This window comes from Thalassotalea sp. 273M-4, from assembly GCF_041410465.1.
Classification (GTDB): domain Bacteria; phylum Pseudomonadota; class Gammaproteobacteria; order Enterobacterales; family Alteromonadaceae; genus Thalassotalea_A; species Thalassotalea_A aquiviva.
In genome coordinates, this window is record NZ_CP166961.1 from 2,516,520 (window position 1) to 2,541,108 (window position 24,589).

Annotated in this window: 21 protein-coding genes; 1 reads left to right on the forward strand and 20 read right to left on the reverse strand. The window is 43.4% G+C overall.

Annotation, left to right across the window (positions count from 1 at the left end):
- Positions 1-156 precede the first annotated feature (156 nt).
- Positions 157-1,071 (reverse strand): M23 family metallopeptidase, encoded by a 915-nt coding sequence (locus ACAY00_RS11260; RefSeq protein ID WP_371373551.1) that lies wholly within the window; start codon positions 1,069-1,071, stop codon positions 157-159.
- 44 nt (positions 1,072-1,115) lie between these two features.
- On the opposite strand from ACAY00_RS11260, the gene ACAY00_RS11265 reads away from it, so the two are divergent.
- A complete protein-coding gene (locus ACAY00_RS11265; RefSeq protein ID WP_371373553.1) occupies positions 1,116-1,592 on the forward strand; it encodes a DUF721 domain-containing protein in 477 nt (158 codons plus the stop codon).
- A gap of 52 nt (positions 1,593-1,644) precedes the next feature.
- On the opposite strand, the gene lpxC is transcribed toward ACAY00_RS11265, so the two are convergent.
- The 19 genes from lpxC to ACAY00_RS11360 all read right to left on the reverse strand — a co-directional run bounded on the left by lpxC (position 1,645) and on the right by ACAY00_RS11360 (position 24,416).
- Entirely contained in the window at positions 1,645-2,556 is a 912-nt protein-coding gene (gene lpxC / locus ACAY00_RS11270) for a UDP-3-O-acyl-N-acetylglucosamine deacetylase (RefSeq protein WP_371373556.1), read from the reverse strand.
- Between the two features lie 369 nt (positions 2,557-2,925).
- The gene (ftsZ, locus tag ACAY00_RS11275; RefSeq protein WP_371373560.1) at positions 2,926-4,080 is read right to left on the reverse strand and encodes a cell division protein FtsZ; all 1,155 of its coding nucleotides are present in this window, start codon (positions 4,078-4,080) and stop codon (positions 2,926-2,928) included.
- Between the two features lie 53 nt (positions 4,081-4,133).
- Entirely contained in the window at positions 4,134-5,369 is a 1,236-nt protein-coding gene (gene ftsA / locus ACAY00_RS11280; RefSeq protein ID WP_371373563.1) for a cell division protein FtsA, read from the reverse strand.
- Positions 5,362-6,153, reverse strand: a complete 792-nt coding sequence (locus ACAY00_RS11285; RefSeq protein WP_371373566.1) for a cell division protein FtsQ/DivIB — start codon at positions 6,151-6,153, stop codon at positions 5,362-5,364. The genes ftsA and ACAY00_RS11285 overlap by 8 nt, the downstream gene beginning before the upstream one ends.
- A 7-nt stretch (positions 6,154-6,160) precedes the next feature.
- Complete coding sequence (locus tag ACAY00_RS11290) at positions 6,161-7,108, reverse strand: D-alanine--D-alanine ligase (RefSeq protein ID WP_371373568.1); 948 nt, start codon at positions 7,106-7,108, stop codon at positions 6,161-6,163.
- On the reverse strand, positions 7,109-8,539 hold the full coding sequence (murC, locus tag ACAY00_RS11295) for a UDP-N-acetylmuramate--L-alanine ligase (protein ID WP_371373571.1): 1,431 nt from the start codon (positions 8,537-8,539) through the stop codon (positions 7,109-7,111). It lies immediately after the preceding gene.
- Positions 8,532-9,614 (reverse strand): undecaprenyldiphospho-muramoylpentapeptide beta-N-acetylglucosaminyltransferase, encoded by a 1,083-nt coding sequence (gene murG / locus ACAY00_RS11300; RefSeq protein WP_371373574.1) that lies wholly within the window; start codon positions 9,612-9,614, stop codon positions 8,532-8,534. Before murG ends, murC begins: the two co-directional genes overlap by 8 nt.
- On the reverse strand, positions 9,611-10,813 hold the full coding sequence (gene ftsW, locus ACAY00_RS11305; protein WP_371373576.1) for a cell division protein FtsW: 1,203 nt from the start codon (positions 10,811-10,813) through the stop codon (positions 9,611-9,613). Before ftsW ends, murG begins: the two co-directional genes overlap by 4 nt.
- Positions 10,800-12,149: a UDP-N-acetylmuramoyl-L-alanine--D-glutamate ligase gene (gene murD / locus ACAY00_RS11310; RefSeq protein WP_371373579.1), complete on the reverse strand. Its 1,350-nt coding sequence runs from the start codon at positions 12,147-12,149 to the stop codon at positions 10,800-10,802. Before murD ends, ftsW begins: the two co-directional genes overlap by 14 nt.
- 42 nt (positions 12,150-12,191) lie before the next feature.
- Positions 12,192-13,274: a phospho-N-acetylmuramoyl-pentapeptide-transferase gene (gene mraY / locus ACAY00_RS11315; protein ID WP_371373582.1), complete on the reverse strand. Its 1,083-nt coding sequence runs from the start codon at positions 13,272-13,274 to the stop codon at positions 12,192-12,194.
- Positions 13,268-14,659 carry a UDP-N-acetylmuramoyl-tripeptide--D-alanyl-D-alanine ligase gene (murF, locus tag ACAY00_RS11320; RefSeq protein ID WP_371373584.1) on the reverse strand — a complete coding sequence of 464 codons (1,392 nt, stop codon included), beginning with the start codon at positions 14,657-14,659 and terminating at the stop codon, positions 13,268-13,270. The genes mraY and murF overlap by 7 nt, the downstream gene beginning before the upstream one ends.
- Positions 14,659-16,200 carry a UDP-N-acetylmuramoyl-L-alanyl-D-glutamate--2,6-diaminopimelate ligase gene (locus ACAY00_RS11325; protein WP_371373587.1) on the reverse strand — a complete coding sequence of 514 codons (1,542 nt, stop codon included), beginning with the start codon at positions 16,198-16,200 and terminating at the stop codon, positions 14,659-14,661. Before ACAY00_RS11325 ends, murF begins: the two co-directional genes overlap by 1 nt.
- Entirely contained in the window at positions 16,193-17,944 is a 1,752-nt protein-coding gene (locus ACAY00_RS11330; protein WP_371373590.1) for a peptidoglycan D,D-transpeptidase FtsI family protein, read from the reverse strand. Before ACAY00_RS11330 ends, ACAY00_RS11325 begins: the two co-directional genes overlap by 8 nt.
- Entirely contained in the window at positions 17,941-18,255 is a 315-nt protein-coding gene (gene ftsL, locus ACAY00_RS11335) for a cell division protein FtsL (protein ID WP_371373594.1), read from the reverse strand. The genes ACAY00_RS11330 and ftsL overlap by 4 nt, the downstream gene beginning before the upstream one ends.
- Positions 18,256-18,257: 2 nt before the next feature.
- Entirely contained in the window at positions 18,258-19,202 is a 945-nt protein-coding gene (rsmH, locus tag ACAY00_RS11340) for a 16S rRNA (cytosine(1402)-N(4))-methyltransferase RsmH (RefSeq protein WP_371373597.1), read from the reverse strand.
- 2 nt (positions 19,203-19,204) lie between these two features.
- Positions 19,205-19,663, reverse strand: coding sequence for a division/cell wall cluster transcriptional repressor MraZ (gene mraZ, locus ACAY00_RS11345; RefSeq protein ID WP_371373600.1), 459 nt, complete (start codon positions 19,661-19,663; stop codon positions 19,205-19,207).
- Between the two features lie 409 nt (positions 19,664-20,072).
- Entirely contained in the window at positions 20,073-21,716 is a 1,644-nt protein-coding gene (locus ACAY00_RS11350) for a glycoside hydrolase family 43 protein (RefSeq protein WP_371373604.1), read from the reverse strand.
- A 101-nt stretch (positions 21,717-21,817) separates the two neighbouring features.
- Positions 21,818-22,789 carry a Gfo/Idh/MocA family protein gene (locus ACAY00_RS11355; protein ID WP_371373607.1) on the reverse strand — a complete coding sequence of 324 codons (972 nt, stop codon included), beginning with the start codon at positions 22,787-22,789 and terminating at the stop codon, positions 21,818-21,820.
- Positions 22,790-22,862: 73 nt separating this feature from the next.
- Positions 22,863-24,416, reverse strand: a complete 1,554-nt coding sequence (locus ACAY00_RS11360) for a sugar porter family MFS transporter (RefSeq protein ID WP_371373610.1) — start codon at positions 24,414-24,416, stop codon at positions 22,863-22,865.
- Positions 24,417-24,589: the final 173 nt, after the last annotated feature.

Below are 24,589 nucleotides of genomic sequence, written 5' to 3' on the forward strand. Positions count from 1 at the left end.
ACTTCAGTCTTTACAAATATCGAACTTACGAACGATTATACTTAATTCAATGAGCGGTGCACCCAATCTAACGCAATATTTCGGCATTTAATGTAAATTAATCCCCACTAAATGCCGTTATTTATCTTGCAATACCTTGATTCGCTTTTGCAGAGACTAATTCTTAGACTTTCGATAAACATATTTCGTTGGATTGATATGTTTATCGCCACGAAGAATCTCATAATGAACATGTGGCCCCGTTGAACGACCAGTGCTGCCCATGGTTGCAATCGCTTGGCCTTTACTCACCACGTCACCAACCTTTACTAATAGCGCTTTATTATGCCCATATCTGGTTTTAAAGCCAGCACCATGATCTATTTCTACTAAATTACCATAACCATGACGATCACCAGACCATGTTACAACACCAGAACCTGTTGCAATAACATTGGCACCTTCTTTGCCAGCAAAGTCGACGCCTTTATGCATCGCCGGTCTGCCATTAAAAGGGTCTTTACGAACACCATAGTTAGAAGATAACCAGCCCTCATCTATCGGACGGCCAGACAAATAACTATTATTTTGTATATGGTGACCAAGTGCCAAAGATTCAAGCATGTTTAGCTGATTATCTTGTTGCTGAATCTGTTCACTGAGCAAATTCACCTGGTCGGTTAACGCTTGCTCAGAGAAAAACTCCAAGCCAGCATCTTCTAAAGCCGGGCCACCAGAAGATGGTGACGACTCTAAGTGAAACTCTTCTTTTGGAATTTCGGCTTCTTCGGCTAAACGCTCACTCAATGCATTAAGACGCAATACGTGCGATTGCAAATCAGCGAGTTTAATGGTTAAAGCCGTGATTTGTTCATTGCTTAATTCGCTAGGAATCTCATTTAGCGCGTTTGTTTCCATGGTTGCTTGTTGAGCAACTTGTAAGTATTCGGGTAACACGGCCGGTTTCAGCGACCAATGAACCACCAAACCAGATACCAAGGCAAAGCTGGCAATGATACTGATCCAAAGTGGTTTGGCTAACTTTACCGTAAAACGGACATTACGTCCTCGATATAAAACTGTTAAACTCATACTATCTCTTGCTATTATGTCAAATTGAAATTAAAGGCCAAATCATGAAACGCATTGTTAAAGATCCTCAAGACTTAACAAAACTACTCGAAAATGCGAGCTCTTCATTGGCAGATTTTTCCAATAAAACCAATTCCTTAAAAATACTTACCAACATAGTACGACAAATCTGTCCAGATTTACCAGAGAATGCATGGCAAATAGCTAATTTTCACAATGACTTAGTGGTCATTGAAGCAAACTCACCTGTTTGGGGGCAAAGATTGCAATTTGAACGAAACAATATTGCAAGCCAATTAGAAACACAAACGAATGGTATATTTAACAAAATTGAAATAAAAATCAATCCTTTTACCAATCGACGTGCACCAATTATCAAACCCCAAACCGAAAAGTTAAAACACATGTCAGACGCTTCTTCTGCGCAAATTGCTGAAGTAGCAAAAAACGCGCCTCCTGGGTTAAAGGAGAAATTATTGAAACTTGCTCAACATGCGAACCGGAATAAGAACCAGTCCTAAATGAAAAAACCAGAACTTTTGTTCTGGTTTTCACGTAATCCTTTGGCTGTTATCAGGCTAATACCGTGTCCTGATATGCAATTGGCGATGGGCGTTCATCTTCGTAAGTTACCCATTCCCAACTGTCTTTTTGTTTAAACACTTCTCTTAACAATAGGTTATTAAGACCATGCCCTGATTTATAGGCATTTAATTCACCTAAGATACTGACCCCACTCATATATAAGTCGCCAATTGCATCTAGGATTTTGTGCTTAACGAACTCGTCATCATAACGAAGTTCGTCTGGATTTAGCATCCGATATTCGTCAAGTACGATGGCATTTTCTAAACTGCCGCCGAGGGCTAAGTTGTGCGATCGTAAGTATTCAATGTCTTTCATAAAACCAAAGGTGCGAGCACGACTGATTTCTTTGATAAATGAGTGACTGGACAAATCCATACTCATCGTTTGCGCTGTGTTTGCGATAACCGGATGATCAAAATCGATGGCAAAATTAACTTTAAAGCCTTCATGCGCACGCAACTCTGCCCATTTATCACCTTCTTCAACGCGAATAGTTTTGATAATGCGCAAAAACTTCTTCGGCGCATTAACGTCTTCAATACCGACAGACTGAATCAAGTAGACAAAAGGTAATGAACTGCCATCCATAATTGGGATCTCTGGCGAGTCAACTTCTACAATGAGGTTATCAATCCCCAAACCGGCAAGGGCCGCAAGTAGGTGTTCTACGGTGGAAACTTGAACACCTTGCTCATTAACCAAACAGGTACACAGGGTAGTCTCACCAACGGCCTCAGGGCGCGCAGGGATATCTACATGTGGGTTTAAGTCAACACGACGGAATATAATACCCGTATTGGCAGGTGCAGGACGGAGAGTGATCTGTACCTTTTCACCTTTGTGTAAACCTACGCCAGTTGTAGAAACATTCTGTTTTATCGTACGTTGCTTAATCATATTTAGCCTTAAATTATCATACTTCAGCCATCGGTAACCGAGCAAAATTCAAGCTGTTTGTGCTTAAATTTTCTTATCGCCCGGCCACGGAGGTGGCAGAATATAACAAAACATACCTTTTAAGTCAAAACTTAGCCAATTTTGGCTTGTTATTTGCATTACCTTCAAAAGCTGTCGTAGAAGCCAAATCTGTCGCTCCTAACAACCTCTATTGGTTTTTCAACTTGCGATAATCATAGATATCACACCAAATGATTACCAGCTTGAAATCTTGTCCCTGGTCAACGAACACTAATTTAACATTGAAAAACCTGTAAGTCTGTTACAAGTTGTTAAAAATAAGTATCCTCAACCTGTCGGGCTTGTTAATTAATCAGCCTGCTTGCGTAAAAATGCCGGAATATCTAAGTAATCAGTGTCTGTCGCAGGAGCAGATTGCACCTGTGGTTTATCTTCCACGTATACTTTTTTCGCTAATTCAGGCTCTGGTGCTGGCGTATAGTCCGCGTTTACCACCATAGGCTCTGGTTTTTGCATAGGCGGTACAATTGAAATCTCTGGTTTTTGCTGTTGGCCAATACCTGTCGCAACCACAGTTACACGAAGCTCATCAGTCATCTCAGGATCGATAACCGCACCAACTACAACCGTTGCATTTTCGGACGCAAAAGCTTTAACCGCATTACCAACAGTTTCAAACTCATCAATAGAGATATCCATACCAGCCGTGATATTAACCAAGATACCTCGGGCACCCGCTAAATCTACGTCTTCGAGTAACGGGCTAGAAATAGCAGCTTCGGCCGCCTCTTCTGCACGGTCTTCACCTGTTGCCGTACCTGAGCCCATCATCGCGGTACCCATTTCGGACATAACCGTTCTTACGTCAGCAAAGTCAACATTGATCAAACCTGGACGCGTAATTAATTCAGCAATACCTTGAACGGCGCCAAGTAACACATTGTTGGCAGCTTTAAAAGCATCAAGCAAACTGGTACCAGGACCTAATACTTTTAGAAGTTTTTCATTTGGAATGGTGATTAATGAATCAACATGGCTGGCTAAGAATTCGATCCCCTGCTCGGCGTAATTCATCCGTTTTTTACCCTCAAACGGGAATGGTTTGGTCACTACAGCTACCGTTAAAATCCCCATTTCTTTGGCAATTTCAGCCACCACTGGAGCCGCCCCGGTACCTGTACCGCCGCCCATACCGGCAGCAATAAATACCATATCCGAGCCTTGTAGGGTTTGGCGAATGGTTTCTCTATCTTCTTCTGCACTGCGACGACCAATTTCAGGGTTCGCACCGGCACCTAAACCTTTGGTCACGTCGGCTCCAATCTGCAATGTGACATCGGCAGATGAGTTACGCAGCGCCTGTGAGTCGGTATTTGCCGTAATGAACTCAACCCCCTCAATCGTTTGGGTTACCATGTGTTCAACGGCGTTACCGCCACCACCACCGACACCAATCACCTTAATGACCGCATCTTCGTTATGGTCTTCCATTAATTCAAACATAATTTTCTCTCCGTTTTATTTTTGTTCCACCAAAAAAATCTTTTGTTACCAGTTTAAAATTCGCCTTTAAACCAGTTTTTCAAGCGAGTAAACACCCCTTGAACACTATCTGCTGTCGTTGTTTCCGCTTGTTTTAACGTGGCCGCTTCAAGGCCATATTGTAATAGCCCGACGACAGTTGAATAACTGGCGTCGTTAACGTAATCCGTTAAGCCTTGAATATTAAGTGGCAAACCAATTCTGACCGGCATTTGAAATACTTCTTCGGCAAACTCGGTCACCCCTTCCATCTTGGCTGTACCACCCGTTAAGACAATACCAGCGGCAATTTGATCTTCTAGGCCACTGCTTTTAATTTCTTCTTGAATCAGTTCGAATAATTCGTGATATCTTGGTTCAACCACTTCTGCCAAGGTATGACGAGACATCGTGCGAGCAGGGCGACCACCAACACTTGGTACTTCAATATTCTCTTCCATGCTCACCATTTGTCGCAGGGCACAAGCGTATTGCACTTTAATGTCTTCAGCATGGCTTAAAGGGGTGCGGAAAATTTTTGCAATATCATTTGATACTTGGTTACCACCAACCGGAATAACCGCACTGTGTCGCAGGGCACCACCTGTAAAGATAGATATGTCCATAGTGCCTGCGCCCATATCAACCACACAAACACCTAATTCTTTTTCATCTTCGGTAAGTACGGCATAGCTTGAGGCTAAAGCTGAGAAGATTAATTGGTCGGCATTTAAGTCACAACGTTCGACACATTTGACAATATTCTTCGACATGTCATTGGCACAAGACACAATATGCACTTTGGCTTCTAGACGTACCCCAGACATCCCGATAGGGCTTTTGATACCATCTTGGACATCGACACTATATTCTTGCGGCAAGACATGTAAGATACGTCTTTCGGCAGACATCGGGACAGAGCGGGCTGTGTGAATGACATTATCGACATCTTCTTGCACCACTTCGTTGTCATTGATTGGCACCATACCATTTTCATTTTGACAACTGATGTGCTTACCTGAAATGCCTAAATAGACGGAACTGATTTGACAATCGGCCATCAGTTGCGCTTCGTTAACCGCTCGACCAATAGACTGGATCACTAGGTTAAGGTCGTTCACCCCACCTTTATCCATACCACGGGCGGGATGGTGACCAACACCAATAATACTTAACTTGTTATCTGGGGTGACCTCACCGACCACCGCAACGATTTTTGACGTTCCGATGTCTAGGCCAACCACTAAATTTCTGTCTGTCACTTTAGGCATTTGTTTTTTGCTCTTGTTCTTGGTTACTGCTTTTGGCCTTCCAGCCGACAGCCATTCCTGTATCATATCGCAAGTCGATGTAATCTACTTGCATTTTATCTTGGGCAAGTTGTTTTATTTGCCCATAGACATCCATAAACCTTTGTACCCGTTCGACCCTGTTTTCTCGACCTAACTTTAAAAACACCCCATTGTTTAAGGTTATTTGCCATGCATGTCGTTCAGTCAGTACCATTTCGCTAATGCTAACATCAACATAGGTAAGCAAGCTATTTAAGTTACGATAGTTTTCCAATGCTAACGATTCTGAACCTTCGGGCCCAAACAATTTAGGCAGAGGTTGAGACAGTCGTTCTAAGCGATGTTTATCGGCTTGAAAAATACCACCAAACTGATTAATAAAAAAATCATCGTTCCACTGGGCAACTGGCACCTGGTCCATCACATACACTTGAATGGTATCTGGCCATTGCTTGCGCACCGATGCACTATAAACCCAAGGCAAAGCTTCTAAGTGCTGCTGGACCTGATTCACATTTAAAGTGAAAAAGTTCTGCAACGGCGCCTGTTGTATCGCATCAAGGATTTCAGTCTCTTGGGTGAATGGGTTTTGCCCATCTATAACCAAGTTAGAAACCGCTTTACCAGGCTCGTCAAATAGCGCACGGTACAATTTCAACGAACCTATTATTATGCCAGTACAAACCAAAATGAAAAAGCAAAATCCTGACCAAAATTGGAAAGAATTTCGAGAAAAATCAATCTTGGTTTGTTTTTCCATCATCTTTTCTCTAAACCGCACTTAATTGCAATATTTTGCACACTAACTGATTAAAATCTAAGCCGTAAACTTTCGCCGCTTTTGGCACTAAAGACGTTTGCGTCATTCCCGGTACCGTATTCACTTCCAATAAATTAAACGCGCCATTTTCATCTTGCATTAAATCAACACGACCCCAGCCTTGTGCGCCAGTGGCTTTAAAAGCTTTAAGGGCAAGTGCTTTGATGTGTTCTTCGTGCTCAGTATCAAGCCCACATGGACAATGATATTGAGTACTGTTGCTTTGGTACTTCGCTTGATAATCGTAAAACGCATTCGGTGTTTGCATTCTGATCGCGGGTAATGCTTGCTCACCCAAGATGGCGACGGTATATTCGTTACCACTTAACCATGCTTCAACCAAAACTTGATGATCATAGTTAAACGCCAACTGCAAAGCAGCATCCAGCTCGTTTGCCGATTGGGCTATGGTCATCCCGATGCTTGAACCTTCTTTCGCAGGCTTAACCATCACTTTGCCACCTAAGCGGGTCATTATCGTTGCGCTTGCATCCTTTGTGTACTCATCTTCATTAACCACACAAAAATTGGCCGTAGGTAAGTCCAACGCTTTAAATATTTGTTTGGTGCGAACCTTGTCCATTGATAACGATGAGCCCAATACGCCGGAACCGGTATAAGGGATGTTCATATATTCTAACGCCCCTTGTAAGCAACCATCTTCACCACCACGCCCATGCAAAGCAATAAATACTCTATCGATACCTAAAGACCTCAAGGTTGCGATATCAAAACCTTTGGTATCAATCGCTTCGACTTTAAAACCGGACTCAATAAGACCTTGGGCAACAGCCGCTCCCGATTTCAGCGAAACCTCGCGCTCAGCACTATCACCACCATATAAAACCGCAATTTTTTGCTGTTTTAAATCTTCTAAATGGATAAGCTTATTACTCACTTACTTACTTCCTACATTTAACATTGGCGAACTAACCAACTCACGCGCAATGGCACCAATATTACCGGCGCCTTGGGTGATTAACATATCATCATCTTGTAAGATTGACGCCATAATATCGGGTAATTGCATAGGGTCACTGACATATATCGGCTCAACCGAGTTACGCAAACGAATGCTGCGCGCCAAGGCTTTGGAGTCGGCATTAACTATGCGCTCTTCACCAGCAGCGTAAACATCGAGTAAAACCAAACAATCAACCTCGCTTAGCACTTCAACAAAATCTTCATATAAGTCTTTGGTGCGACTGTAACGGTGTGGTTGGAACATCATCACCAAGCGTTTCTCTGGCCAACCGTTACGCATTGCCTTAATCGTTGCGGCAACTTCACTTGGGTGGTGGCCATAATCGTCGATTACGGTAATTTTTCCCTGTTTAGTTGTTAAATCAGCTAAATGCTCAAAACGACGACCAATGCCCTGAAATTGGCTTAATGCGGCCAATATCGCGCTATCTTCCACGCCTTCTTCTGTGGCTACGGCAATTGCCGCTAGAGCATTTAACACATTGTGTTTACCCGGAAGATTAAGCTTAACCGATAGATCTGGCTTGTTTTTTCGAATCACCTCAAAGCGACTTACTTCTCCAGCTTGCTGATAGTTTTCGGCGCGCACATCCGCGTGTTGACTAAAACCATAGGTGATCATATGTCGCCCCACTCTTGGCAGTAATTCAGTCACCACCGGATCATCAACACATAATACGGCTAAGCCGTAAAAAGGCAGATTGTGCAAAAACTCAATATAAGTATCTTTAAGGTTTTCAAAATCTCCGCCATAGGTTTCCATGTGATCTTCATCGATGTTGGTCACAACAGCCACCATAGGTTGCAAGTGTAAAAACGATGCATCGCTTTCATCAGCTTCAGCAACCAAATAACGACTTGAGCCTAATCTGGCATTGGTACCAGCACTATTAAGCAAACCACCGATAACAAATGTCGGATCTAAATCTCCTTCGCCCATAATACTGGCGATCAAACTGGTGGTGGTGGTCTTACCGTGCGTACCTGCGACCGCAATACCGTGACGAAAACGCATAATTTCGGCCAACATTTCCGCTCGACGAACAACAGGGATTCGTTTTTCTTGGGCGGCGAGTAATTCAACGTTATCGGCTTTGATAGCCGTTGATACCACAATCACACTGGCATGTTCGATATTATCCGACGAGTGGCCAATAGCGATTTTAGCGCCCAACTTTAACAAGCGTTTTACCACCGGGTTAACGTTAATATCTGAGCCTGTCACCTGATAGCCTTCGTTTAACAATACTTCGGCAATACCGCCCATACCGGCACCACCAATGCCCACAAAATGGATGACTTTTACTCGGCGCATTTCAGGGTTTCTTACATTCACTTTATTCATTTTTTATTACCAATGCCTGACAGGCGTTTGCGACTTTTAAGGTCGCTTCTGGCGCGGCCGCTTTATGACAATTTTCAGCCATCTCGACTAATTTATCTGGCGACTCAAATAGCGCTTTTAATTCTGTTACCAAGGTATTGGCAGATAAGTTATATTGCGGCAATAATATGGCCGCATCTTGATCCACTAAAAACCTTGCATTTTCGGTTTGATGATCATCGACCGCATGGGGTAGCGGTACAAAAATCGCAGGCGTTGCCGCCAATGCGAGCTCTGATACGGTCAGCGCTCCCGCTCGGCAAATGACTAGGTCTGCCCATTGATAAGCGCTCGCCATATCATCAATAAAATCATCTACTTGTATTTTTTCCTCGGCCACGTTCAAACTAAGGTACTTAGCTTTTACCTGTGGGCTATTTCCAGCGCCCGTTTGATGGCGTATATTAAGCGCCAGTTCAGGGCACAAAGCCAAGGTTTCAGGCAGTGTATCGTTAAGCACTTTAGCCCCTAAACTTCCGCCCACAATTAACACATTACGTCCATTGCTCTTGGCTTTGTTTAAGGTGGCGATATTTTGCCTCACGGGATTGCCAACCACTTGGTGCGGCACGTCATTATTAAAAGCCCCGGGAAAAGCACTTAATACTTGGGTTGCAAACTTAGCTAAGTATCGATTACTCATCCCTGCAACCGCATTTTGCTCATGTAACACCAAGGGAACTCCCGTTAACCATGCCGCAACCCCACCCGGCGCGCTCGCATAGCCCCCCATGCCGAGAACCACGTCGGGTTTCACTTGCTTGAGGATTTTAATCGATTGCCAAACAGCATTTAACATTTTAAACGGCGCCCAAAGCCATGACGATAGCCCTTTTCCTCGTAAGCCCTTAATATTGATGAACGAGATAGGTATATCGTATTTAGGAACGACTTGCGCCTCCATACGTTCAGGGGTGCCTAACCAATGAACCTGCCATCCTTGTTGCTGCAACTCTTGGGCGACCGCTAATCCTGGAAAAATATGACCGCCAGTACCACCGGCCATCACCAGCAAAGTCGGTTTACTTATCGTCATTTTTTACTTCCTTTGGCAACAGCCTGAATGGTCTGTAAGCGCAATTCATGATCAATTCTTATTAACACCACAATGGCCAAGGTCATGATGATCATCGAACTACCACCATAACTTATCAATGGCATAGTTAGGCCTTTTGTCGGGATCATACCAGCACTTGCGCCAACATTTACCGCGGCCTGAAAACTTAACCAAATACCAATTGCGTAAGCAAAATAGCCCTCAAAATGTTTTTCTTTTTCTAAGGCGCGTTTACCCAATAACAAGGCTTTAACGACCAGTACCAAACACAACACCAATAAAGCGCATACGCCAATAAAACCAAGTTCTTCGCCTATTACGGCCATCACAAAGTCGGTATGCGCTTCAGGCAAGTATTCAAGTTTTTGTACACTATTGCCCAATCCTTGACCAAAAATTTCGCCACGACCATAGGCCATCAATGATTGGGTCAGTTGATAACCACTACCATACGGATCTTGCCACGGGTCTAAAAAGGAAGTGAAACGACGCATACGATAGGGTTCTGTTAAAATAAGCACCGCCACAGCACCGATTCCGGCGAGTAATACCGAAAGAAACTGCCCTAAGTTCGCACCGGCTAAAAACAGTAGGCCAAACGTGGTGGCAAACATCACCAGACCGGTCCCTAAATCAGGTTGAAACAGCAGTAATACGGCTAATAAAAACAACACCCCTACCGGTTTTATCCAGCCTTTAAACTTTTTCGACACTTCGTCTTTTCGTCGTACTAAGTAACCACACAAATAGCAAAAAAAGAATAATTTGGCTGGCTCGGCCGCTTGTATCGTAATCGGTCCGACGACAATCCAACGAGTGGAACCATTGATATTACGACCAATAATTAACACTAAAACCAGTAAAATCACTGCTACTAACAATAACCAGCCACTATATTTATGCCACAGTTGCATTGGCACTTGCAAAAAGATACCCGCGGTGATTAGGCTTAACACGATATAAACGCTATGGCGCATCACAAAGTGGAACGGATCGTTATATAATCGCTCTGCAACAGGCATCGATGAACTCGCCACCATAATCAAGCCGATCATATAAAAGGCTAAAGTTAATAACACAAAGGTGCGATCAAATGTAAGGGTCCCGCTTTTTTGCCCATAGTCAAATAACCAATGTGGTAATGATGGCAAAGACAATTCAGACTTAACTGTGCTCATGTTGCCCCTCCAATACCAACTGGCTAAATTGCTCACCCCGTTCAATGTAATTCTTGAACATATCTAAGCTGGCACATGCAGGTGAAAGCAGCACGAGATCACCGTGCTTAGCCAGGGTTCTTGCCTTCGAAACGGCACTGGCTAAATCGTCAACTAGGTAGCTGTTCTTTGTTAATGAGGCGATTTTTTGTTTATCCCGACCAAAGCAAATGACGACATCGACTTTGTCTTTAAATACCGGTTTTAGCAACGAAAAATCGGCGCCTTTACCATCACCACCCGCCAACAGAATCAAACGGTTTTGGGGGTTGTACAAACCTTCTATGGCAGCGATAGTTGCACCGACATTAGTGGCTTTTGAATCATTAACCCACAGCACACCGTCGTTAGTTGCGACTTTTTCACAGCGATGCGCAAGTCCGGTAAAGGTTTTTAAGCCTTCCAACATTAATGTCATTGGCCAACCGATAACATCGCCCATGGCAAGCGCTGCTAAGGCATTGGCAAAATTATGCTGACCGACAATCGCGAGCTCAGATGTGGCGATTAATTTGTTCTCACCTTGCGCTAAATAAATCTCTTTATGCTCAGTGATTAAACCAAATTGACTCGGCGCAGGTTGATCTAAACCAAAAGTAATGTCGCTTTGAGACTGCGTGACCGGCGAGGATGTTGGGTTTAACCTATCGTATACCGCAACGTCTGATTGTTGATAAATCTTTTGTTTTATCGCTTGGTAAGCGGCCATGGTTTTATGGCGATCGAGATGATCATCACTGACATTTAGCACAGTCGCCGCTTCTGCATTCATCGACTGCATGGTTTCCAGCTGAAAACTTGAAAGCTCTAATATGATGAGTTCATAGTTTTGCCCAATAATATCCAGCACCGGTGTACCAATATTGCCTGCTAACGCGGCATCAACACCACATTGATTGGCCATGTGTGCCAACATACTTACAACGGTTGACTTACCATTTGAGCCAGTCACCGCAATGATAGGGATTTTATTTATGCGACAAAACAGCTCGACATCGCCTATCAATTCACTACCAGGTTTTAGAGCCCGCTGAATGGCTGGCATATTAATATCAACGCCAGGGCTTGCAATGACAAGATCAGCTTGACTGAGTTGCTCACTATGCCAATGACCGCAATACAGTCTTGCCTTAGGATTAATATCGGCTAAGGCTTGTTGACCTGGTGGCGCTTGGCGAGAATCTATCAGGCAAAAGTCCAGCCCTAATTGAGTTAAAAAACGCGCACAAGAAAGCCCAGTGGCTCCCAAACCGAGAACACAGATCTTCTTATTATGTAAAAAGTTAATCTCGTTCATATTATTATTACTGTTTGTTCTCACGTTAATTTGCATCGTTTATTAACGAAGCTTCAATGTTGCTAAACCAATTAATACCAGCACCACCGAAATGATCCAAAAGCGAACAATCACTCTTGGCTCAGGCCAGCCCTTTAATTCGTAATGATGATGAATTGGCGCCATTCTAAAAATTCTTTTAGCGCGCAATTTATACGAGCCCACCTGTAAAATCACCGACATGGTTTCAATAACAAAAATACCGCCCATGATAAACAACACTAACTCTTGCTTAACCAATACCGCAATCACCCCAAGTAAAGCGCCTAAGGCAAGTGAGCCAACATCGCCCATAAAAACCTGAGCTGGGTAGGTGTTAAACCACAAGAAGCCAAGACCGGCACCAACAATGGCGGTACAAACGACCACAAGTTCACTGACTTCACGAATATGAGGTAAATGTAAGTAAGCTGAAAAGTTGGCATTACCGGTGACATAGGCAAATACAGCAAACGCTGAGGCGACTAAAATGGTTGGGACAATGGCTAAGCCATCTAGGCCGTCGGTTAAATTAACCGCATTCGATGCTCCGATGATCACAAAGTAGGTAAAAACAATATAAAACAACCCCAATTGTGGCATGACATCTTTGATAAATGGGATTAACAACGATGTTTCCGTTGGAGATTGGGCATTGGCGTATAAAAATATGGCCACCGCAAGTGAGGCGACGGTTTGCCAAAAATACTTCCAGCGGGCAATTAAACCTTTAGGGTCTTTGCGGATCACTTTGCGATAGTCATCTAAAAAGCCAATCGCACCAAAACTTACGGTTACAAAAATAACGACTTGAACATAAGCATTCGATAAATCAGTCCACAGCAACACACTTAGTAAAATGGTGCCCAAAATTAAAATGCCACCCATGGTCGGTGTCCCCGACTTTGACATATGACTTTGTGGGCCATCATCACGAACGGTTTGACCTATTTGCATCGTTTGCAAATAACGAATCAACTTAGGCCCAAAATAGAGCGATGCGATAAGTGCGGTTAAGGTCGCAACGATGGCACGAAAAGTTAAATACGAAAAAACATTAAATACACTAAAATATTGGGTTAGAAAATCCCCGAGCCATACTAGCATGATGAGTTCTCCTGCCCTTTATTTGATGGGTATTGTTGCGCAATGTCTTTTACCACCAACTCCATACGCGCACTGCGTGAGCCTTTCACTAAAATGGTAAAGTGCTCATCGCTGTTTGCTAACAAGTCGCTAAGGTGTTTAATTAGGGTTTCTCGAGAAGAGAAATGGGCTGAGCGTTGCTCATAAACCGCCGAAGTACTTTGACTTAATACCCCTAAGGTTAGTAAGTGCTCAATACCTTGCTCTTGAGCATATTCTCCAATTTCTTGATGGTACTGTCTGGCGTCTTCACCGAGCTCAGCCATATCACCTAAAATCAGCATGCGAGTACCATCAAAGTTCGACAATAAACTTACTGCGGCTTTTACCGATTCCACATTCGCATTGTAAGTGTCATCAATAACCGTAAGTTTAGGTGATAACGTATGCAGGTTTAATCGCCCTTGTACCGGCGTCATTTGCTCCAAACCAAGCTTGATATCTTCTAGCGAGGTATCAAACTCAAGTGCTGCCGCTGCCGCCGCTATGGCATTGCTGACATTATGTTGACCTGGAATGGGCAACTCAATTTCGATTTCGCCTTGCTCAGTATGTAGGGTAAATTGATAACACCCCACAAGGTTAGCTCGGGCATTGGTGCTATAACAGTCGGCTTTTTCAGTACTTGAAAATTGCTTAACCTGCAGTTTCTCCAAGCGCCATTGCCATTCATTGCTGTGTAAAGCTTGCTGATTATAAATGGCCACACCATTTTCTGGTAAACCTGAAAAGATTTCACCTTTTGCCTTGGCAACACCGGTTAACGAACCAAACCCCTCTAGGTGGGCTGCGGCAATATTGTTTATCATCGCAACATCAGGTTTGGTCAAGCTGGTGGTGTAAGCAATCTCACCCAAATGGTTGGCACCAAGTTCAATAACCGCATACTGATGCTCGTGGGTTAGACGCAATAGAGTTAACGGCACCCCAATTTCGTTATTAAAGTTACCTTTAGTCGCCAGTACCTTGCCTTTGCGAGATAAAATAGCGGCCAACATTTCTTTCACCGTGGTTTTACCACTGCTACCGGTTATAGCCACGGTTTTAGGGTTTACCCTAGCTTTTACCAGCGCCGCCATTTTGCCCATCGCCTTGTAGCAATCTGCTACCACAAGTTGTGGAATATCAACGTTTTGTTGCTGCTCTACTAACGCGGCAAGGCAACCTTGCTCAGCCGCTTGTTGCACAAACTTATGACCGTCAAAGTTAGGCCCTTTTAAAGCGATAAAAAAATCGCCTGGTTGTAGTTGTCTTGAATCGGAGCAAACCTGTTCAATTTGAATGTCAGCGCCAATAAGCTGACCATCTAGCTCTTGAGCCAATTCTTTTAGCGAAAATGGGATCATTAGCTTGCTTCCCCCAAATAATACTTACGCACGAGTTCTCGCTCCTCATAGGGCAATTTTTGATTGCCAATGATGGTGTAATCTTCATGGCCTTTACCTGCGCAAAGTACCATATCGTTTTCTTTTGCCTGTGCTAAAGCATGTAAAACCGCCTGTTGGCGATCGAGTATGACTTTGACACGGGCTTGTTGGTGTTTTGTCTTATGAATCCCAGCCAAAATATCATTAACAATATGCTGAGGTTCTTCGGTTCTGGGGTTATCATTGGTTAGGATAACGTGATCCGCATGTTGCACGGCAATGCTGCCCATAATAGCACGCTTACCTGGGTCTCTATCGCCACCGCAACCAAATACCAGCCAAACGTTGCCCAAACAATGCTGTTTGACCGACTCTAGCGCTTTTTCAAGCCCATCCGGTGTATGGGCATAATCAACCACTGCGGTGGCTTGATTCACGCCAGTGAAGGCTTCCATTCGACCGGGAACCGCCAGTAAGTTTGAGCAGTGCTTAATCAGAGACTTTAATTCAATGCCTTGCACCAATAACACGGCTAAGGCAGCTAACAAGTTACTGACATTAAAAACACCAAGTAAATTACTGTCAATTTGCGCCTGTCCCCAACTTGTGTCTAAGCTGAACCGAACCCCGCGATTATGACATAAAATATCACGTGCATGCAGGTATTGTTGGTTGGCTGGAACATCAAAATCAGGCTCAACGCTAAACAATACCGTCGGGTTACCTGAAGGTAATTGACTGACATATTGATGACTAACAGGATCATCCGCGTTGAGCACCCAAGTTTGCTGTTTGTTACCTTCAAATAAGCGCCTTTTAGCCAACTGATAGGCCTGCATGGAACCATGAAAATCAAGATGATCTCGACTTAAGTTGGTAAAGACGGCGACGTCAACCATCTTGCTATCGACACGAGATTGACTTAACGCATGCGATGAAACTTCCATCGCTACATGCTCAATGTTATCGTGAACAAAACCGGCAAATAGGTGTTGTAATGTGGTTGGCCCAGGGGTGGTATTGTTGATATCAATTAACTGTCCCAAACGTCCAGCGCCAAGGGTGCCTATAATCGCACTGGGTTGATGCTGGGCTTCGAACAATTGCGCGATTAATTGACTGCAAGTGGTTTTACCGTTAGTTCCGGTAATACCATAAACCTTAAGTGACTGTTTAGGTTGATTATAATAAAGAGCACTTAAATCTTTTAACTGCTCTGCCAATTGATAAAACGCAATCACTTGAACACTGGTTGCGCCTAACGCTATCGTGCTAATCTGGCCATGCTGCGATTTATGTTCGCATTGAGCAATCACAAGTGCAGCCCCATTGGTAATGGCCATGTCGATAAACTGTTGCCCATTTAATGCACTACCTTGAACGGCGGCAAAAATATCGTCTGGTTCAACCAAACGCGAGTCGTTGACCAATTTTTTAGTGGCAATGGGGTCGATATTTATGCCAAAGTGCGAAAGCGCTTGCGCAATTGAAAAAGCTTCGTAAGCTAACGGGTTAAGCATCGTTATCTCCTACTTGCTTTATAGAGGTATATTGCGTTAGCGACTCATCGTCGGGCGCGATATTTAAATACTGTAATGAACCCGCCATAATTTTTGAAAATACTGGGGCCGCAACTTCACCACCATGATATAAGTCACCGCCGGGTTCGTTAATTACCACAACGACCGCCAATTTCGGATCGGAAACCGGCGCTACCCCGGCAAAAATGCCGACATAATCGTTACCATAGCCACCACCTGCTGCCGGTTTTACGGCGGTTCCGGTTTTACCCGCAACGCGATAGCCTTCGACTTTGGCACGATACCCACCACCTTCACTGACCACATCCTCTAACATATTTAAGACGGCTTGGCTGTTGTTTTTTGATAACACCCGCTCACCCGCCGATAACGGCGCATCTTTGAGTACCGTAAGGGGTTTCTTGATCCCACCGTTACCAATAGTTGCATAAAATCTAGCCAGTTGCAGTGGGCTAATTGCCAAACCATAGCCGTACGATAAACTTGCTAATTCGTGTTGCGACCAGCGATATCTATCCGATAGCATGCCCGATGATTCACCGATTAACCCAGACCCCGTATCTTCAGAAAAGCCCATTTCAAAAAACTTACCTAAAAAGAAATCTTTGGGTAATTCAAGCGCTAAACGACTGGTGCCCATATTGGAAGATTTTTGCAATACTTCGGATAAGCTCAGTTTGCCGTAGTTTCTTGGATCGCTTACTCGGCGTCCTCCCAGAGTCATCCAACCTGGCGATGTATTGACTACCGCGTCTTTGCTCACCGAACCAAATTCAAGCGCGGTTAACACCGTCAGCGGTTTCATTGTTGAACCCGGTTCAAAGATATCGGTGATGGCGCGGTTTCGAAACCTATGTGGTGCCACCCCACGGCGATTATTGGGGTTATAAGAAGGGCCATTTACCATGGCTAATATTTCACCGCTATCGACATCAACGACAACAGCCGAACCAGATACCGCTTTAAACGATTTTATTGCTGATTTTAACTCTCGATAAGCCAAAGCTTGGATGCGCTGGTCAACCGACAGCATAACATCTTGTGGTTGCTCTGCTTCGGTTTCTTCGAGGATTTCAATTCGACGCCCTTTGGCATCTTTTCGGTATTTTTTCTGCCCCGACTTGCCAGTAAGTTGTTTATCAAAGAGCCGCTCTAAACCTTCAATACCTCGGTCATCAACGTCGGTAAAGCCAACCAAATGGGCACTGATTTCAGCCGATGGATAAAAGCGTTTAGACTCTTTTCGTAAGTAAATCCCAGGGATCTTAAGCTCTTTAATGTAGTTAGCCATCGAAGGCGAGATATGACGAGCCAAGTAGCGAAAACGTTTTTTAGGGTTGGTACCGATACGCTCTTTTAGGGTATTGAGCTCAAGCCCAAGCACATCAGCCAAGGCGTTTAAGCGCCTGGTTTTATCAAGGCCACCTTGGTCAATCACTACTTTGGGATCGGCCCAAACGGTTTGTACCGGCACACTGACCGCAAGCTCAACCCCGTTACGATCAAGAATTGAGGCGCGATGACTGGCCTTCGCAGCATTACGAATAGTGGTGTTATCACCACGGCTGATCAAGCCTTCAGGTTCAATAACTTGAATATAAGCTGCGCGCGCCATTATCGAAAAATACACGCTACATATTAAGCCCAAAACGGCATAAAACCGCCAGCCGTTGGCTGTCGGTTTTATGGTCTTTTTGGCTTTGGTATTTTTCTTTGTTGTCATGGTAATTTTATAATGACTTCTTCATTAGGTTTAGGTCGTAGCATTTCCAACTTTCGTTGCGCGCTTATTTCTATTTCGCTATGTTCCGCCAACGCATTTTGCTCTAATAATAAGTTTCGCCATTCAATGTCTAAAGCGTCTCGTTGACTGTAAAGTTGCTCTAATTCTATTGTTGTTTGTCGATTTAAATGGGTTAAGTAAACCACGCTAAATGCTGACCCTAAAACAAATAACATCAGCAAAAACGAGAAACTGTGGTGTTTAATATCTCGCCAAATCTCCAGGGTTAATACAAACTTACCCGAAGCCATAGCTAGTCCTTAGCCAACCTAACCGCAACGCGCATCACTGAACTACGAGAACGAACGTTTTCACTGACTTCGGTTTTAGACGGCTTTAACTTTTTCCCAACCAAGGCCAGCTTTTTACCTTTTTGTAACTCTGCTTCAGTCACTGGCATACCTCGAGGTACTTTTTTGCCCTGACTGTGTTTTTTCATAAATTGTTTTATTAATCTGTCTTCCAACGAGTGAAAGCTTATTACCACCAAACGGCCACCCTCACTAAGTACATCTAAAGACGCATTTATCGCGTCCTCAATTTGCTCAAGCTCACTGTTGATGTACATTCTTATCGCTTGAAAACTTCGTGTAGCTGGATGCTTTTTAATTTCGCGCTGAGGGGCTGCTTGCTTAATAATATTTGCCAACTGCCCTGTTGTGGTGATTTCTTCAATGTCTCTAGCGTCAACAATCGCGTTGGCGATACGCCACGCATGTTTTTCTTCACCAAAGGTTCTTAATACCCAAGTAATGTCTTCAACATCGGCTTTATTTAGCCACTGTTCAGCGGTTTGCCCCTTACTGGTATCCATGCGCATATCCAAAGGGCCGTCTTTCATAAAACTAAAGCCACGATTAGGATCGTCTAACTGCGGTGACGACACACCTAAATCAAGCAAGATACCATCAACCTTATCGTTGATCTCAAGCTCTTTAGCAATATCGCTCAAATTAGAAAATCCATCGTGAACAATACGAAAACGCGGATCATCTTTAAATTTTTGTGCAGCTTCTATTGCGCTAGGATCTCGATCAATAGCAATTAATCGTCCGTTTTCACCCAAGGTATTTAAAATTAACCCTGAATGGCCGCCGCGACCAAAAGTACAATCGATATAGGTGCCGTTTGGTTTTATATCTAAACCATCAACTGCTTCTTGTAATAAAACCGAAATATGGGAAAAGTTTGTATTCATAATTAAAGTGATAAATCTAATAAGCGGTCTGTAAATTCGACTTGGCCATTTCTAATGTCCTCTTGACCTTGTTTCTGGTCTTGAATCCATAGTGTTTCGTCCCAAATTTCGAATTTATTGAATAAACCAACTAGCATAACGTTCTTGCTAAGTTGAGCATGTTGTCGCAATACACCATTTAGTAATAAGCGACCATTTTTATCTAAAAAACATTCCGTTGCATTACCCAGTAAAATACGTTTAATGATTCGCTCACTTCGATTCATGTCTGACAGGCGACTGAGTTTAATTTCTAAATCTTCCCATTCAGGCAGAGGATAAAGCAGTAAGCACGGGCTTTCGGTATGCAAAGTACAAATCATTTTACCATCAAATTCAGAAAAAACGGTGTCCCGATGCCGTGTTGGTATCGTAATTCTGTTTTTACTGTCTAAGGTAACACTGCTTGTACCACTGAACATTTGTTTTGTTTATGGCTTATTTGGCGGTTTATTATTTATAAATTCCAAAAAGATCCACATTTCTCCACTTTTTCCCACTTCCGTACAGTTTAGTGACAATTGTCAATGATTGTCAAGTACGCTCAGTTGATAAAAATAGCGCCAGAAAATGGCCTAAAATCGAACATCCAGGAACGTTTTACCGATGTGGTTTTTAAGGGGGAGTATGGTGGGTATTTTACCCTAGTTTGGCTGCGGATTTATGACTATTTACATTAAAATTATGATCAATTGTGACTCTGGTGTCATAAAGTGGGAAAAGGTGTAGGGGTAAAAAAGATGCTCACGAAAAAAGCGTTAGTTTTTGTGAGCGTATACTCTGGTTTAAGCGCCATCACCATTTGTCATGGTAATGGCCGCTTATAACAGATTACTCTGGCAAAGACTCTTGGTAGTCAAAAAAATCAAAATCGGCGTGATTTTGCATCCCAGTTAAATCCTGACAGCAAACCCCAACAAAAGCGCCAGTAAAGTTTGCCCCCTCCCCTTTTCCGGCTTCATCACTCAAAATAGCCGCATCCAGCTCAATAGGTAATGGCACAAAATGCTGACCATCAATGGAGTAAGAATAAACCAGCTTGTGATAATCCACATTGGCTCTTAAATACACCGGGGTGTTATCAGGTAATGCAATTAAAGCGTCCCATAATGGAAATTTGGCGGTTAACGACAAGTCCCCTTCACAGCTCATAATCGATAAATACTTACCCTTTTCTTCATCGTAAGAAATGAACAAGTAATGAAACTTACTGGCGTTATAATAATTGATAAGCCCCGCCTGATGCTGAAAATCTGTTGGTGTAAATTCAACTTTCGTGGTGGCCTGAAACGTGAACGCTTGCTGTCTTCTGGCGATCAGGGCTTGGGTGAATGGACTGCCCACCGATTCTCGCCCCTTAAGTCTTAAATAACCAGGTCGTTCGCTTAAACTCATAAAGTCATCAGGGTAAGGCGTGCGTAACCATTGAAAGTCAATCGCCAGTTCGGTCTCGTTAAAATCCTCAAAATGGCACTGATGCTTTAATTCATTGACGCTACCATCAGGTAAATCAATATATGCTTGACCAACTTTTGCTCCGGCCTCAGGGTTCTGTTGCGCCAGCCTAAACCACTTATCTTGGGTATAAATAAGTTTTTGAATCGACGTTTCTCTGCCCATTGGGCTTAATTTTTTGTCTGTTATTGGGCGCGAACTTAAGTGAACAAAATAATAATCACCACTGGGAGTTTGGACAATGTCACCATGACCGGTTCGCTGTAAATAAGCATTGGGGCTGTCTTTAGCGCTAATAAAATGCCCTAAAGGGTCAACCTCATAAGGGCCGGTTATGCTCTTACTTCGGGCCATGGTTTGAGCATGGTTATAGCCCGTTCCCCCTTCGGCAACAGATAAAAAGTAATACCCATCCTTTTTATAAAGGTGAGGGCCTTCTGTGAAGCCAAGCTCTGAACCGGCAAAAATAAAGTGACGTTGTCCAATCAAGCACTCTTGTTGTTCACAATACTCTTGAAGCACAATGCCCTGAAAGAACGTCCGGTCAGGGCGGTGATCCCAAACCATATTTAAAAACCATTTGCGGCCATCATCATCGTGAAATAACGAAGGGTCAAAGCCACTGCTATTCACATGTACTGGTGTCGACCATTCGCCATCTATGGAATCGCAAGTGGTAATATAATTATGGGTATCTTTAAATACCCCATCAAAGCGCTTAACATCGGTGAATACTAGGTAAAACTTACCTTGTTCATATGTCAAACATGGCGCCCAAACCCCGCAAGAGTCAGGATTACCAAGCATATTAAGTAAGTCTTCTCGATTTAACGGCCTGGCAATTAAAGTCCAGTTGACTAAATCTTTTGAATGATGAATTTGCACCCCGGGGTACCATTCAAAAGTCGAGGTAGCAATATAGTAATCATCATTAACCCGGCAAATGGAAGGGTCGGGATTAAAACCAGGTAAAATAGGGTTATTTATTTTATCGGCTCGTAACGGATGTTGTGTTGTCATGTATTCACCAATTATTGTGACGATAATTAAGCCTAAGAATAACCTCAATTATCGTATCTATCTAATGCAATTACTTGGGATTTAGGCTTTGAGCTAAACGGCTAAAACGTTTTTTTAATTGCACTCATCATTTGTTGCAGGGCGACACTGGTGTGCAATGGCATCACTGCCGATTCTTGCTTCTGATTGAGTAAGTCATCACCTACCGCTTGTATTTCAAATTCAAAGCCACTGCCTTTACGCGGATCAAAAAAATGCTCAACCTGCTCATCAAGAACATGCAAACGGCATTCACGCGCTCGAAAAAAATCAGGGATGCTAATATACCCTTCTGTGCCGACAATATAGGCACAGTTTGACAACCGAGCAATAAACGAGGTGCTTAAACTGACGGCAATTTGACCTGAGGGCTGTTGGTATTGCAAGAGCATTTTCACATCATCTTCTACCCCATTAGGCGCTAGTCGACTGACGCTATATATTTTATCGGGTTGTTGCTTTGTAAATAAATAAGCCAACGCCACAGGGTAAATGCCCATTTCCAATAAACAACCACCGCCTAAATCTTTATTATATTCTCGTTGGGTTTTGGAATAAGGGATGGGATAGCCAAAGTCTGCATCTATTTGCACCACCTGTCCTATACGCCCTTCTTCGACCCATTGTTTCGCTTGCTTAATGGCCGGCAGGAAATAAGTCCACATAGCTTCCATCACATAGACCTGATGCTGGCGGGCTAGTTGTTGCAACTCTATTGCTTGCTCTGCCCCAACGGTAAAAGGTTTTTCACATAATACCGATTTACCGGCTAATATTGCGGCCTTGGTATGCTGATAGTGCAAACTGTGAGGGCTTGAAATATAAACCGCATCAATATCAGGGTCGGCAAGCATCGCGTCATAGCCAGCGTATGCTCTTTTAATGTCATATTCCTGAGCAAACGCGTTGGCATCTGCAGGCTTACGAGTGGCAATAGCGACTACCTCACCATTTGTGACATATTGCATGTCTGCGATGAAGGTGCGAGCAATGCGACTGGCGCAAAGCAGTCCCCAGCGAATCTTTTTATTCATAATGCTTTCTCATAATGAAGGCTCCCCCATAAAAAAAGCACTTTCAAAGTGCTTTTTTTGATTATTGTCGGTTTTAAGCGGGCACCAAATCCTGCTCAATTTGTTCTAAGGTTTTGCCTTTTGTTTCTGGTAGAAGCCACAGCACCAGAACCAAGCCCACCACGGCAAATAAGCCATAAATTAAGAAGGTTAACGCGGTACCAAAGTTTGATAATTCCCATGGAAACACCAACTGCACGGTAAAGCTGATCCCTGAGTTCACTACCCCAACAAATGAAATCGCAATACCACGTAAATGATTTGGAAAGATTTCCGCCAATAATACCCACATCACCGGGCCTAGTGACACCGCAAACGAGGCAACAAAACCAAGAATACCCATTAACACCAAGGTCGAATCAATATTGATTGCCGACTGAATAAGTTCAGCTTCATTGGCCTTGAACGTCTTCTCGCCTAGCGTTTGTTTTAACGCATCTTTAAACGCTAAATCATCGTTGTATTGCTGATTAAGCACCGGCGCTAGGGTTTCAGCTGGGAGCGATATCTGAGCAACATTTTTCTCGGTTAACTGATAAGTTGCATTACTAAAACCGTAGTAACACAAACTCATACTTAAAAACACCCCTGTAAGACCAACCACCAATAGAGGCTTACGGCCAATTTTGTCAATTAGAACCATAGCCACAATCGTGAAGATGACGTTAATAATCCCGACCCAGATGGCCTGTGCGAAAGCCGCATTGGTACCAACCCCACTTTGTTCAAAAATACTCGGGGCATAGAAGTAAATAGCATTTACCCCAGTAATTTGCTGTGCAATGGCAACAACCAAACCTATGGTTAAGACCAAACGCATATTTTTCGAAAACAGTTGTTTAACGCTGTCAATAACTCGAGCTTCTCGCTTATGCGGCGCACTATCAATCTCAGCTAACTCGCGCTGCATGGCAACTTTGCCGTGCAGACGTTCAAGAACCTCTTTGGCTTTTTCACGCTGACCATTCATCGCCAAAAAGCGCGGGCTTTCTGGAACAAACATTAAAGCAATAAAAAAGATTGAAGCCGGGATGATTTCAAGACCTAGCATCCAGCGCCACACATTGTCATTAATACCTAGGTTTGTTACCCACGCAATATCGCTTTGGGCTAGGTTTAAAATAAAATAGTTAGCAAAGTAAGCGGCAGACAAACCAATCACGATATTAAATTGGTTAAAGGAGATCATTTTACCACGACGCTCGGCTGGCGATATTTCGGCAATGTAAATCGGCGCAAGAATTAAGGAAGCAAACGCTAAGCCACCAATAAAGCGAGCGCTAACCAGCATATAATAGCTGGTCGCTAACGCTGAACAAATAGCGGAAAGCACATACAAAAAGGCGATGCCTAACAACACTTTTTTACGTCCGACACGGTCACTTAGGGTACCGGCGACAAGTGACGCTATTGCCGCACCAAGGGTTGGAGAACTCACAACAAAACCTTGCTGCCAGTCGGTTAAATTAAATTCAACTGCAACAAAACTGACGACCCCCGAAATAACGGAAGCATCAAAGCCAAAAACAAAGCCGCCTAAAGAGACTATCAAGGCGATAAACAAGCTTGAGGATAATTTATTATTCATTGTCATACTTCTTTTGAATGGTAAATGTAAGTACCAATAAAAATCAGGTCCGTTTATGGCAGCGACGTATTATTTGTGTCTACACCTAACCTGTATTGGCCTTTTATGATTATTTTAATATTTGGCATCATATACTACATCAAGTGCTTTGAGATACCATTATTGAGATCAAC